Here is a 13,516-nt window from a genome sequence, read left to right on the forward strand (position 1 = left end):
ATTATCATATATATGAATCCGCGGTACGCGACACGCCGAGAAAAGTTCAAATATATGATAAATTGATGTTCATGAGCGATATATCTACGTCAAGTGCAGACTTAGTAGCGGCCTACATACGACTGAAAATGGTCGAATTCGACCTCACACAAAAAGACATCCAAAACAAGCTGACCGAAACAATCGGCGCACGATCAAAGGGCTACGTCTCTGGAAGGGTCAGCGGCAAATACGCATACTCAGTCGCTGAACTTGACGCTATAGCTCCCATGATCGGACTGCACGATGCCTTCGATGTCATGAGCAATGCGGAACGCACTATGCAAGACCCATCTGCACTGCCCGAAGAAGTCAGGAAAAAGCTCGCTCTCGCCAATATGTTTGGCATGGCTGCTAATACGAATCATGATAAAGAGGCTGAGAAGAGACTGGATGCCGGCGACTGAGCTGGGAATAACCCCGCGCATGACCTATGGTCGGATGCGCGGCTACGCGGCATCTCTGGGCGTGGACGTGTGCAGCGACAATCTGCCGGACGACAAACAGGGAATGTATGTGCGCGCATTGAATCTCATCATGATAGAACGCGACACGACGTACCGTGTCAAAAGATGCGCTCTCGCCCACGAGCTGGTGCACTGGGAATATCGGGACGCCGTGTGCGGGGGAGTGACGGGGATGAAAAGCGAGCGCCGTGCCAGGCTTCTCGCGGCGTCGCTGCTGGTGTCTCCGGCTGAGTATGCGAGCGCCGAGGAGATTTATGAAGGCGAGCGCCTGTGTATGGCTTCTGAGTTGGATGTTACGGTGCAGGTGCTGGATGATTACCGTGAGCTGGTGTTGCCGCGGCTTGTGGTGGTTTAAGTTCTATGACTCCGCTGAGAAGTTGTATTTCACATATTTATGAACGTAGGCTGCTGCTCAAGTCTGATGTACTCGATGACTTTTAGAATGGAGCGTTTCACCGGCGTTAAAATTCCCTGCACGACCTTCTGCTCGGTTTTGAGCTCCACCCTCAACATGTCGCCGTCATAATAGGCTACTTCTCGATTAGCGAATTTTCTGAGAAAGTCCTCGTCCAAAATCTCAGCGTAGAACTTATCGCTCCCGTACTGGAACTGCCACTTGTTGGAGTTCCTTTGAATGACTTCGATCTGAAGAGTGTGCACGGACACATCCGGTTCGACGATTTGGTCGGGAACCTTCGCCTCAATCAGTGCCTCGGTCTCCTGCCCGCCAAGCTCGACATGCTCTCCGATCTCCGGAATCGAGAATCGAACGGGATCGAACCCCTCGAGCGCGGACGGCCGCGCTGCAGCTCCAAGACTTTCAGACATAGTCTTCGATTGGGATGCCTGATATGCCTGTCTCCCGTAATGGAAAGTTCGACCATTCCCGAAATCCACATCCACATGTGTATCGGACTGCTTAACCTTTTCATTCGCCGACGGTAATGCGTGTCCGGTCGTCGCAATCCTTTCCTTGAATATCTTCGCGGTTTCCAGAACGCCTTTCGCAATCGCGCAGACATTGCCAATACTGAGGCCACCGGAGAAGGAATCAACTAGCGCAGGCGCTATCCCGACCAGCTGCAGTATGACATCGAAGGATCCTTCCTTCTGCGCTTTGATATTGACATCGAGATCCATCATCGGATCATTGATGTTCTTGTATTCGTCTATGGCATCGGCGAACCCCAACAGTGAGCGCGATAGGTCTCTGACTTTTATGGTGTGGCTTTCGACTGCCGGCCCGTCGAAATATACCTCGAAGGTTGTGGATTCAGCTTGTTTGCTGCTATTCATGGTTGTATTCTGCCACTTGCAATGGTCTTTGCGATGGGAAAAGGGTTACTGCTGTTCATTGCGTTGCAGGCAGCTCGACTCGGCGGTGCCAAGGGCAGTATCCGCCGGTGTAATGTACCGACCTGTTGAATTTTCCTGCGGCCGATTTGTCGAGGCTGTTCAGGAAAGCCATATCCACGACTCTGGCCACGCAGTACGCGGACACCTGCATGCCAGACGCCCCTTCGAGCTTGAGTCTGGCCGCAGCGGACTGGACGTTGCCGCCCGTCACCCAGGAATCATCAACAAGCAGCACATGCCCCCGCAGCAACGCCGCATTCCACGGGTCGGCGAGCGCGAACAGGTCTGGGTTGAAGCCGCGTGCTCTGTTTCCTGTGGCTTGCAATGGTATTTCCGGTATTCCTTTGAGTATTTCGTTGAGGATGTCGTGCAGTGGGTGTGGCTTGCCGTAGCGTCTGGATGATTTCGTGGAGGGGATCATGGCCCATGCGTCTATTGGCCCTGCTGCCTCTCTGAGGCATTCGCCGTGCCCTTGCAAGGCGAGCGCGATGATGGCTTTGACGTTGCGGCGGTAGTCTGGCGATGCGGGGTGCTCGTCCTTGTACCCGTACATCATCTTCATCGCCTGGCTTGATGGGTGCTCCTGGGCGTAGATGCTGATTGCCGTCCGGTCTGCGAGCTTGTCGCCCATGTTCTTCGCGTCGGCCTGCTGCTCTATCGCGTGGCAGCTTCGGCAGCACGGGTATGCCGGGCTTTTGAACCCTCCGCACCTCGGGCACAGGAAGTCTCCGACGGATGTGTAGCGCACGGTGCGAAGGTAGCTTCCGGCCATCCGGTCTATCGCATGGTCGAGCCTCAGGCCGTAGGCGGTGATCATCGCACGAGCGTCATGTCGATGAGCTGGCTCATGGCGTCCTCGATGACATCGGGCATGCGGAGGATATCCTGAAGGATCTGCTGCACTTCGAGAACGGAAGACGCGACATACACGCCGGGCTTTCCAACCAGCTTGCGGCCCCATTGGGTGCCTTGGGCCACGGTGTCCCTCAGGATGACCGGACGGCCGTGCTGCTGGGCCTGCCGGGCCTGGATGCGCGTGCCGGAATGCTCGCCGGCCTGCACGACGACCGTGGCGAGGCCATAGCCGCTCATCGAGGCGTTGCGCATGGGGAACGTGTAGCGGGTCGGCCCCTGATCGGGCCAGAACTGGGAGAGCACCAGTCCACGTTCGCTGATCTCCCGCTGCAGCATGCGGTTCTGGACCGGGTACTGGCGGGTGATGCCCGTACCGATGAACGCGACGGTGCGCCCGCCCTCGTCGAGCGCGCGACGATGCGCGGCGGCATCGATGCCCGCAGCGAGACCGGCGATTACAGTCAGATCATGGCCCACGAGCATGGACGCGGTCTCCTGCGCGAACGCCACCGAATCGGGCGTCGCCTCGCGGGACCCGACCACGCTCACGCCCATGTCATCCTGCACGAGCATCCCATCCGCGAACAGGAACGGCGGCATATCCACCACCTGCCGCAAACGATTGGGATAGCGCTCGTCAAGCACCGAGATGAAATCCATCCCCTGCCCCTGCCACGACTCCACCTGCCGCTGCGCGTCCGCGAGCGCCTTTTCGAGCGTAGCCTTGCGTTGCGGGCTGGCGGGAATCTGCTCGTCGTCGAAGAGGGTGGGTTCGCTGTTCTCGTAGTCTGCTGGGTCTTCGTCGTCGTAGAGCCTGTTGTTGATGGGGTCGATCTCATGGTTGAGGACCGCGATGGCGCTGCCGTTGCGTTCCACGGCGTTGGCGATGGAAGTCCAGCTATCGCGTTTCCGGTCTATGGTGTCCAGCAGTGCGACCAGTGCTGCGTTCTCGTGAAGGAGCTGATCAGCGCGCAACGTCATCACCTGTTTCTCGTTGTCCGTTCGGATGCAGCCCAGTCTACATCAGGACCATTAATAGTGGCTGGGTGATTCTCATGGGCGCAATCCTGCTCGATGAGCCGGGCGATGCGCTCTCCGAGCCGCTTATGTTCCGGGAGTTAACAGAGGATGTTCATGGCGCGGTATGATTCTTCTCAGCAACGATGCTGAAGAGCACTCAACGAGAAGGGTCAGAACATGGGCTGGCGGTTCAGGAAGAGCATTGGCGGCAAGTACTTCAGAGTGAACATAGGCAAGAAGGGCATCACCAGCGCCACTTTCGGCAAGCGAGGCGCTCCCCATGTCACTGTGGGCAGGAACGGCACCCGCGTCGGCTCGAGCATCCCCGGCACCGGAATCTACTACACGCAGAAGGTCGGGGGAGCGAAGCCGCATCATGCCGATACCGCGCAGCTGCCCATCGTCAACGCCGAACCCATGCAGGAGCAGACAGCCGTGCTGCCGCCCAGCATGCCGCCCTCGAACCCGATTCCGCCTGTGAACGGTGGAAGCCACCGGCTGCCTATGTCCCGTCTGATCATTGCAGCATTGATCCTTGGCGTGCTCGCGCTGATTTTCGCCTTCACGTCGGCAGCCGCGTTTGGCGTCATGCTGGCTTTGGCGGCGTTCATACTGGGCGTCATCGGGATGATCGTGGTAGTGGTGCGCAAGAAAAGGCGCGGCACCCTGGCCGGATTCCTCGCAATTGTCTTGGCCTGCGCTTCCCTCGTTGCGGGGGCGAACAACGTGCCGCCAGCCGCGGCAACGCATCCGCAATCGACGGCGAGCAGCTCGTCGGCGAGCGCCAAGGCCTCGAAGTCAGCCGAGGCTAAACGGAAAGCGGCGGCGACGCTCAGGACGGCTCAGGACTCGTTGTCGTCCAAGGTCGTGGATGCCAAGGCGTTGCTTGACTCGTCCGGCAACAACGTCGCGGATCCGAATACGCGGCAGGCATTGAGCGATGCGATCGGCAAGGCGAGTGCCATCGACTCCGCCAGGCCGGATGACTATGCGACAGCTGCGTCTGATGTCCAGACGGCGATGGATGCGGTGACGGCCAGCGTGGAGAAGAAGCAGCAGGATGATGCTGCAGCGGCCCAGCAGGCGGAAGCTGAAAAGAAGGCCGCCGAGGAAGCCGCCGCTCAGAAGGTGGCAGCGGATAAGGCAGCGGCGGATGCCGCAGCCCAGCAAGCCTCACAGCAGGCGCAGCAGCAGGCGCAGCAGCAGAACTCCGGCAGCGCGTATTATCCCAACTGCGCGGCCGTCAGGGCGGCGGGGAAGGCTCCATTGCATCGTGGGGATCCCGGATACAGCAGCAAGCTTGATCGGGACGGCGATGGGATAGCCTGCGAATGACAGTGGGATAGATAAGGCCGGGAGATATGGCGAACATCACCAAGTACGAGACCGCGGGCGGAGTGCGCTATCGTGTGCGTTACCGCAAGCCGGACGGCACGCAGACAGACAAGCGCGGGTTCAAACGCAAGATCGATGCGACGAACTGGGCCGCGGAGCATGTGACCGTAGCCAAGGCCAAAGGGCTTTTCGTGGACCCATCGCTGGGCCGCGCGACGGTCGGCAGCCTCGCGCCGGCATGGCTCGCCAAGAAGAAGCTAAGCGTCAAACCCAGCTATTACGACGATCTTGAGGCCGCCTGCAGGAACTACGTCATCCACGATTGGGGCACGGTGCCCGTGGACGCTGTCGACCGCGACGACGTGCAACGATGGGTGACGAGAATATCCAATGGGACCAAGGCCAAGGACGAGGCGAAGAGCGTGCCGGCGAAAAGCGCGAGCGTCGTGCTGCGCGCGCACGGGATCCTCGCCGGCATACTGGATGACGCGGTGTCCGACCGGCGCATCGGCACGAACCCGGCCCGCGGGGTGGAGCTGCCGCGCAAGGCGGTGAAAAGGCACGCGTACCTGTCCGCAGGACAGCTGGCCGCAGTGGCGGAGGCGGCCGGATGGCGACGGGATATGGTGCTGGCACTGGGCTTGTGCGGCATGCGGCTGGGGGAGCTGGTGCCATTGCGCGTTGGCGACGTGGATCTGGAGCGGCGGCGCATATGGATCGGGGTGAGCGCGCCGATGGTACACGGCGTGGTCACGCCGGGGGATACGAAAACGCATGAATCCCGGTCGATAATGTTTCCCGCAGCACTTGATTCGGTAATGCGCTCGAGATGCGAAGGGAGGGCGAAGAAGGCTCTGCTGTTCGAGGCCCCGGGCAGGCCGGGCAAATACATGAAGGAGTTCGGAGCAGCCAGCAGCGGGGACGGATGGCTGGTGACCGCGCTCAAGCGCGCCGGGGTCAAGGAGCATCTCACCCTGCATGATCTGCGGCACACCGCCGCATCGCTCATGGTCAGGGCCGGAGCGAATGTAAAAGCCGTCCAGCGCCAGCTCGGGCACAAGAGCGCCGCCATGACATTGGACACATATGCTGACCTGTTCGACGATGACCTCGACTCCCTCTCGGACAGCATGTCGCAGATGCTGCTGCGCGAGAATGTGGGCAGAATGTGGGCAAACGAAGTCGGCGAAGCCTCGTAATCGTTGCGACACAAGGCATGCTAGCATATGTATGTTAGGGTTCGACTCCCGTCATCCGCTCTTTTCATATGATGCCAAGAATGGCGTAATAGCAATGGCGCGACGGCTTCAGGCCTCCGGAATGCGACGCTCTGGCAACGGGGTGACAACAATTTGACAACAATGCATATTGGTCGTTCCGCGCTCGCTGGCGATGCCGCCGATATCGACCATGCTGACGCGAAACGTGTCGTGAAAACCGTGCATGGTATCGTGGCGCACCGTACATCCAGCATAGAAAGGCAGAGCGTGAACGAGCCGCAGCGCGATATTCCCGTATACGAGAGCCTCGCCTTTGCCGGGCTGCTCACCATGATCGCGGGCAGTATCGATGCCTACTCCTATCTGTTCCATGGCGGGGTGTTCTCCGGGCTGCAGACCGGCAACATAATCCTGCTGGGCATCAATCTTGGCCACGGCGATATCTCCGGATGCGCGCGCTATCTTATTTCGCTTGTCGCGTTCATGCTCGGCACCGTCATCGCACACGGCGTGCAAAAGCATTTCGGTCGCAAGCCGATTCGCGTGCCCGTGCCCCAGCTCATTCTCGGCTACGAATTCGTGCTGCTGCTGGTCGTCGCCCTCACCGATCAGCTGGTTCCCGACTTCATCTCTACGGCGATACTGTCCGCCGCTGGAGCCGCCGAACTGCAGGAATTCCGACGGATGAAAGGCCGTCCGTTCGCGCCGCTGATGATGACGGGCACGTTGCGTGCATTGACCGAGGGCCTGTACGACGGCGTGCATTATCACGACCGTGCTGGCCTGCGGCGGTCATTCGATGCCATCGTGGTGCTCGCCTGCTTTGCCTGCGGAGTCGTGCTCGTCACGCTCACCCGATATATCGCGGGATCGCTGTCAATCGCCGTGCCCATGGTGCTGATCGCGGCTGCGATGCTGATGCTCAGCGTGAGGCGATAGCGCGGGAACCCTACAGCAATCTCCGCACTATCTCTACGGGTCTGCACGACTGCGACAACAACGCTCCATTAGAATCCCTATATAGAGGACAGCGGGAGAGTAGGTCGGATTTGACAACAACATCTTTGACTGCAACGCAGATGCAGGGCGAACGCGGCGGTGAGCCGCGGCGCGGATTCGGCGAGACCTGGGCCAAGGCCATCCTGATGGGCGAGCACTCCGTGGTCTACGGGTATCCTGCGGTGGCGGTGCCCATCCAGACGCTGAAAATGCGCGCCTGGGCTACGCCGGTTCGTGGGGGTTTCAGTGAGCTTTCAGATGAGATTGCTGGCGATATTTCTGGTGAGAGCGTAGGCGCAGATGGGTTCACACGTAATAGCAATAGCGTCAGCAAAGGTAACGGCAAGGCCGGCCGCAGCGGGCAGGACAACCTCGATGGCAGAGGGAATCACGGGCAGGGCACCTTGCGCGCGCTGGGCTATTACGGCCCGCTCTCGCAGGCACCCGCGCAATTCGACGGGTTGGTTCGGGCGGCGCAGGTCGCCAGCGAATTTGCCGGATACGCAGACCGCAGTTTCGACATCGTCACCCGCTCCGATTTTCCGGCTGGGCGGGGATTAGGCTCCTCGGCTGCGGCTTCTGGGGCCGTCATCCGCGCGGTGCTTGATGCCTGTGGTGTCACGGCGAGCGCCGAACAGCTAGCAGCGCTGACCAATGAGGCTGAAATCGTCACCCACGGCAATCCTTCCGGACTGGACACGGTCACCACCTCCGGCAGCCATCCGGTGCTGTTCACGCGCGGCGACATGCGACGGGTGGATGTGCACCTGCCGGCATATCTGGTGATTGCCGATTCAGGAATTGCGGGAAGCACTAAGCAGGCCGTCGAGGGCGTGCATGGGAGGTACGAAAACGACCACAGACGTGTTCGCACGATTCTTGAAAGCCTAGGTGATTTAGCGCGGCAATCCGCCAACGATCTTGAGCAGGGCGGGCTGGATTCACTGGGCCGGTGCATGGATGAGGCCCACGGTTTGCTTGACACGCTGCGCGTGAGTCACCCAGTGGTCAATGCCTTGGTGCGTACGGCGCGGGCGAGCGGCGCGCTGGGGGCCAAGATGACTGGGGGCGGTCTCGGCGGATGCATCATCGCCTTGGCTCCCGATGACCGTTCGGCGGAGCACGTGCGCCGGGCACTACTCGCAGCCGGGGCACCGGCTGTGTGGGTGCATCCGCTCAATCAGCTCGATGTCGAAGTCGCACAGCATGCCAGCCGGGAGTTTGACACCTCGATCAGTGGCTGATTGGGGCGGTATGGATTGTGCACGATGCTGAAGGTTGCTGCATGTAGGATGCCGACTGACGCTGCGTGGTGCGCGGATTCGTTTCGTTTCCGAGCGGGCGGACAACCGGGTGGCGGGCGGCGGGAATATATATTAGGAATGGCAATATACACGCAAGGTCTCATAACGGCGTAAGGGGGAGCAATGGGCGAGCGGGAAGCTTTACGGCGTGGCGAGGCTATGAGCGGCATAGCGGCTAAAGGGCCGGAGCGAGCGATTGGGCGTAATGCCAGCAATTCGGCGACGGCTTGTGCGCATGCGAATATCGCGTTGATCAAGTACTGGGGCAAGGCCGATGAGGGGCTTGTCATCCCCACTACGTCCAGCCTGTCGCTGACGCTTGACGGGCTGAGCACGCAGACCACGGTGGAGTTTCTGGATGGTGACGAGACGCTGGCTGGTGACGATGAAGCGCGGGACGATGGCGGCATACCTCGCAGCGAAGCTGGCGAGCTGACTGATGCTGCCGGTTCCGATGTCTCAGCTACTAAATCGGACACCGCTCCCGACACCGTTCTTGACATACTGACCATCGACGGAGTCCTGCAGCATGGCACTTCGCTGGCTCGCGTCTCGCGCTTTCTTGACTTGGTCCGCGAGCGTGCGGGAATAGCTGCGCCTGCCCGCGTAACATCGCGCAACACCGTGCCTTTCGGCGCAGGGCTGGCCAGCTCTGCCTCGGCCTTCGCCGCGCTCGCCGCCGCAGCATCACGCGCTGCCGGACTTGAGCTGTCGGGTCGTGAACTTTCGAAGCTTGCCCGGCGCGGCTCGGGATCGGCCTGCCGGTCGATTTACGGCGGACTGGTCAAGTGGAATGCGGGCCACGACGACGCTACGTCATACGCGCAGCCGGTGGAATGCCCTATGGATCTGGCGATTATCGTCATCCTGATCTCCGCGAAGGAGAAGCCGATGTCGAGCAGGGAGGCCATGCGTCTGACGATGCGCACTTCGCTGCTGTACCCGGCCTGGGTGCGTGCCAGTGCCGACGATATGACTCTCGCGCTCGCGGCAGTGGCGGCAAGCGACTTGGACGCGCTTGGCGAGGTGGTCGAGGCGAATGCGCTGGGCATGCACGCTTCGATGATGGCCGCGCGCCCGGCCGTGATCTATTGGCTTCCGCAGACCATAACCGCCCTGTCCGCAGTGCGCGACCTGCGCAAACATGGCTACAGCGCGTGGTCCACGATGGACGCTGGCGCGAACGTCAAGGTGCTGACGGCTGCCGCCGACGCCGAGCGAGTCGCTAGCGAGCTGCGTGACCGTCTTCCCGGCCAGACGATTGAGGTTCATCATATCGGTTCTGGTGTGCGCGTGGTTGAGTGAGCGGGAAGGGCGAGCAGCGCGGTGCGGTGCGTCTGCGGCCGTACGGATCGAATCGTCTGAGCGGGCTGATTGATTGTGTCAATCGGTTACTTATTCGATTGTTCCTAGTATTGGTATTGCGCAATGCAGCACCCGCTTTGCAGACATCATGAAAATTCGTGTGGATGGCGGCATTCGGGGCATGTGTGCCCTTAGCATGGAACGGTACGAGACAGGTGCCGGACACGAATGGGGCAGGGATGGCTGAGCGGGAACAACATCGCATAATCGCCGAGGCGCAGGCGCCGGGGAAGCTGTATATCGCCGGCGAATACGCGGTCGTCGAGCATGGGCATCCGGCCATTCTGGTCGCGGTGAATCGCATGCTTACCGTGCGGGTTACGGGGCATGGGGAAAATCCGGGTGAGGGTGCGCTGAGTGGGGATGTACCGGGGAATACGCCGGACGAGTCGTCCGCTGCGGCATCGTTGCCGCTTGAGCCGCGTACCGCCGGGAGCATCCGCTCGCAGGGTCATGATGAAGCTGCAACGACGTGGCACAGGGATGCACACGGGCGGTGCGTACCGGACGAGGAGCGCCCGGGGGCAGCATACCTTGTCGCTGCGATTCAGTGCGTCGAAGAGCTTGCACGCGCTGCCGGCATTGGGCTTCGTGTTTTCGATATCGATGTGACCAGCGATTTGGACGACGTTTCCGGACGCAAATACGGCCTCGGATCCTCTGCTGCGGTCACCGTGGCAGCGATGCGGGCGCTGCTTCGTTTCTATGGTCTTGAGTCTGCGTTTGAGCCGCTAGAGCAATACAAGATGGCATTCGCCATCGCCTGCCGCGCGGGCAACGTCGGTTCGGGCGGCGATTTGGCCGCAAGCCTGTTCGGCGGTTGCATCCGCTTCTGCTCGCCCGACCGCGACTGGGTCGGCCAGCGCTTGGACGATACGGCGCTGCCTGAGCTCATTCGCATGTCGTGGCCTGATTTGAGTGTGACGCGACTGCCAGTGTTTGGCAGTGATTCCGTGACAGTTTCGCCTGCCGCGCTCCGACTCTTGGTCGGGTGGACCGGCAAGCCGGCTTCCACTGCTGATCTGGTCACCAACGTGCAGCATCACAGCACTGACGAGCGCGAGCGGCGCTATCGCGAATTCTTGGAGCACAGCGACCGCTGCGTCGATGCGCTGTGCGAAGCGCTTGCGCAGTCGGATATGGCTGCGGTTCGCGAGCATATCGCTCAGGCGCGGGAGCTGCTGCACGGCTTGTCATCGCTGACCGGCACATTGATTGAAACCCCTCGGCTCACAGCGCTGGTCGAGACGGCCATTGCCCACGGTGCTGCGGCGAAAAGCTCGGGTGCAGGCGGTGGGGACTGCGGCATTGCGATTATCGGTGTTGAGAGCGATATGGCGGCTACTGAAACCGCTGGTTTCATAGACTCTGTTGGCGGGGCGACTGCTGACGAATCGGACGCAGAATCTGCCGAGTCTGCAGTTTCCGCAATCTTCCAGGATTGGCGATTGGCGGGCATCGAACCGCTCGATTTGGCGGTCTGTGCGCCGCTTGCCAAAGCTCCGCAATGGCAAACCAAGCGTTCGAGTCGCAAGGATGACCATGTGCGATTGGCTTTGCAGCAGCATGAGCAGGAGCCAGCCAACGCTTTCGATGACGTACGTTTCATCCATCACGCCCTGTGCGGGATGTCGGTGAACCGCGTCGACACGGCGACGACGGTGTGTGGCGCTCGCTGGGAGCTGCCGTTCTATATCAATGCGATGACCGGCGGCTCGCAGCGCACGGGCAGCATCAATGCGGCTCTTGCGCGCGCCGCGCAGGCCACAGGCATCGCCATCGCCTCCGGTTCGCAACATGCGGCGCTGCGCGACCCGGAGCTCGCCGCGACCTTCACCGCCATCCGCGAGCAGTCGCAAGGCTTCGTTTTCGCGAACGTCGGGCCAACCGTCACCCCGCAGCAGGCCGTGCAGGCCGTTACGATGCTCAACGCGAATGCCTTGCAGGTTCATGTCAACCTCGCTCAGGAAATCGTCATGCCCGAAGGCAACCGTGATTTCTCCGGCTGGCCGCAGCACATCCGCGAGATTATCGCGGCCTCGCCCGTGCCCGTGGTCGTCAAGGAAGTGGGCTTTGGCATGAGCCGTCGCAGTGTCGAGCAACTCGCCGCACTCGGCGCGCGAACCGTCGACGTCAGCGGGCGCGGTGGCACCGATTTTGCGGCCATTGAGAACAGCCGTCGCTCGGCGCGCGAGTACGGCTACCTCGACGGATGGGGCCAGTCCACGGTGCTGTGCCTGCTGGATTGCTGCGGTTTTGGCACTTCTGGCGAAAGCTCTCTCGGCTCTGTTGACATCCTGGCCTCGGGCGGCGTGCGCAATCCGCTCGACGTGGTCAAGGCGCTCGCCTTGGGAGCGAAGGCCGTGGGCGTGTCCGGCCACTTCCTGCGCGTGCTTGAGGATTGCGGCGAATCCGGTCTGGTTGACGAGATCAACGCCTGGGCCGAGCAGCTGCGCTCGCTGATGGCCCTGCTTGGTGCTTCGACTGTCGCCGATTTGCAGCATACCGATCTGCTGCTCGGCGGCACGACTCTTGAGCAGGCGACACTGCTGGGCGTCGACGCTGCAGCGCTGGCGCATCGCTCGGCGTGATTCTGAGGAATCTGCTGATGCGCGGATTAGCTAGGCCGTTGCTGGTTGTTAGTTGTTGGCTGCTGGCTTCTGACCTCAGCCCTTTGTCTTCGTGTGACTCCATTCCCACAGCCGACGTTGCAAAACCCGCATTAACGTGAATGCACTGCGGGAGTTGTGTCGTTTCCGCACGATTATTCATCACGATTCCCGCACCAACCTCGTAATAATGCGGGAAATGTGACGTTTGAAAACAAAGGTACAACGAGCGCCGTATGCCTCAGATTGCGAACGCACGCTAGCGGTTATCCACGCGAAGTACTTGAATGGCAGGCATGTTCCCGCAATTTCTTGCTCAGGACGCCGATAGCGTCGCTCGTGCCCTGCTCGGCTGCCGTATCGTGCGAATTCTTGACGATGAGCCCGTTGATAAGTCCATTGATGAGCATGATGCCGGGAGCGTCACCGGGCGCGCCGATAAGTATACCCCCGAACGCATCGTCGTGCGCATCGTGGAAACCGAGGCTTACGACCAGCTTGACCCAGCCAGCCACACCTTCCATGGCAAAAGCGAACGCAACCGGGCGATGTTCGGGCCGGCGGGCCACGCCTACATCTACTTCACCTACGGTATGCACTACTGCCTCAACGTCACGGCCGCGACCGAAGGCTTCGGGGCGGGCGCGCTGATTCGCGCGGTCGAACCCGTTGAAGGCATGGAGATCATCGAACGCAGGCGCGGACGCAAGGGTGCCGACTGCGTCAACGGCCCGGCAAAACTGTGCAAGGCTCTCGACATCGACAAGACGCTGTATGTCCACGACCTGCGCCTGTCGCCGCTGAGTTTGGAACAGGCTGGGCTGCGTCCCGGAGAGCGCGTCGAAGTCACGGCGCGCATCGGCATATCTAAGGCGACTGAGCGCCAGCGGCGCTTCATCGTAGCGGGGAACCCATACCTGTCGCGGCGGTAGGAAACAAGGTCGCCG

Annotated in this window: 12 protein-coding genes; 9 read left to right on the forward strand and 3 right to left on the reverse strand. The window is 60.9% G+C overall.

The features are described 5' to 3' along the window. Positions 1–71: 71 nt before the first annotated feature. Together LKK40_RS05210 and LKK40_RS05215 are read left to right on the forward strand one after the other, a co-directional pair. Positions 72–446: a hypothetical protein gene (locus LKK40_RS05210; protein ID WP_304309751.1), complete on the forward strand. Its 375-nt coding sequence runs from the start codon at positions 72–74 to the stop codon at positions 444–446. 19 nt (positions 447–465) lie between these two features. Then, positions 466–861: an ImmA/IrrE family metallo-endopeptidase gene (locus tag LKK40_RS05215; RefSeq protein WP_304309752.1), complete on the forward strand. Its 396-nt coding sequence runs from the start codon at positions 466–468 to the stop codon at positions 859–861. Positions 862–890: 29 nt separating this feature from the next. On the opposite strand, the gene LKK40_RS05220 is transcribed toward LKK40_RS05215, so the two are convergent. The 3 genes from LKK40_RS05220 to LKK40_RS05230 are packed head-to-tail and all read right to left on the reverse strand — an operon-like array spanning position 891 to position 3,698. Continuing rightward, positions 891–1,802 (reverse strand): hypothetical protein, encoded by a 912-nt coding sequence (locus LKK40_RS05220; protein WP_304309753.1) that lies wholly within the window; start codon positions 1,800–1,802, stop codon positions 891–893. Between the two features lie 55 nt (positions 1,803–1,857). Continuing rightward, entirely contained in the window at positions 1,858–2,679 is an 822-nt protein-coding gene (locus LKK40_RS05225) for a hypothetical protein (protein ID WP_304309754.1), read from the reverse strand. Continuing rightward, positions 2,676–3,698 (reverse strand): DNA-processing protein DprA, encoded by a 1,023-nt coding sequence (locus tag LKK40_RS05230; RefSeq protein WP_304309755.1) that lies wholly within the window; start codon positions 3,696–3,698, stop codon positions 2,676–2,678. Before LKK40_RS05230 ends, LKK40_RS05225 begins: the two co-directional genes overlap by 4 nt. A gap of 216 nt (positions 3,699–3,914) precedes the next feature. On the opposite strand from LKK40_RS05230, the gene LKK40_RS05235 reads away from it, so the two are divergent. The 7 genes from LKK40_RS05235 to LKK40_RS05265 all read left to right on the forward strand — a co-directional run bounded on the left by LKK40_RS05235 (position 3,915) and on the right by LKK40_RS05265 (position 13,501). Beyond that, on the forward strand, positions 3,915–5,072 hold the full coding sequence (locus LKK40_RS05235; RefSeq protein WP_304309756.1) for a DUF4236 domain-containing protein: 1,158 nt from the start codon (positions 3,915–3,917) through the stop codon (positions 5,070–5,072). Positions 5,073–5,098: 26 nt separating this feature from the next. Continuing rightward, positions 5,099–6,271: a tyrosine-type recombinase/integrase gene (locus tag LKK40_RS05240; protein WP_273328427.1), complete on the forward strand. Its 1,173-nt coding sequence runs from the start codon at positions 5,099–5,101 to the stop codon at positions 6,269–6,271. Positions 6,272–6,433: 162 nt separating this feature from the next. After that, positions 6,434–7,231 carry a YoaK family protein gene (locus LKK40_RS05245; RefSeq protein ID WP_304309757.1) on the forward strand — a complete coding sequence of 266 codons (798 nt, stop codon included), beginning with the start codon at positions 6,434–6,436 and terminating at the stop codon, positions 7,229–7,231. Positions 7,232–7,356: 125 nt separating this feature from the next. Next, a complete protein-coding gene (gene mvk / locus LKK40_RS05250) occupies positions 7,357–8,535 on the forward strand; it encodes a mevalonate kinase (protein ID WP_304309758.1) in 1,179 nt (392 codons plus the stop codon). A 183-nt stretch (positions 8,536–8,718) separates the two neighbouring features. After that, positions 8,719–9,900 (forward strand): diphosphomevalonate decarboxylase, encoded by a 1,182-nt coding sequence (mvaD, locus tag LKK40_RS05255; protein WP_304309759.1) that lies wholly within the window; start codon positions 8,719–8,721, stop codon positions 9,898–9,900. Between the two features lie 239 nt (positions 9,901–10,139). Next, positions 10,140–12,551 (forward strand): type 2 isopentenyl-diphosphate Delta-isomerase, encoded by a 2,412-nt coding sequence (gene fni / locus LKK40_RS05260; RefSeq protein ID WP_304309760.1) that lies wholly within the window; start codon positions 10,140–10,142, stop codon positions 12,549–12,551. 314 nt (positions 12,552–12,865) lie between these two features. Continuing rightward, positions 12,866–13,501, forward strand: coding sequence for a DNA-3-methyladenine glycosylase (locus tag LKK40_RS05265; protein ID WP_304309761.1), 636 nt, complete (start codon positions 12,866–12,868; stop codon positions 13,499–13,501). Positions 13,502–13,516: the final 15 nt, after the last annotated feature.

The organism is Bifidobacterium tibiigranuli, assembly GCF_022655035.1.
Lineage (GTDB): Bacteria > Actinomycetota > Actinomycetes > Actinomycetales > Bifidobacteriaceae > Bifidobacterium > Bifidobacterium tibiigranuli_A.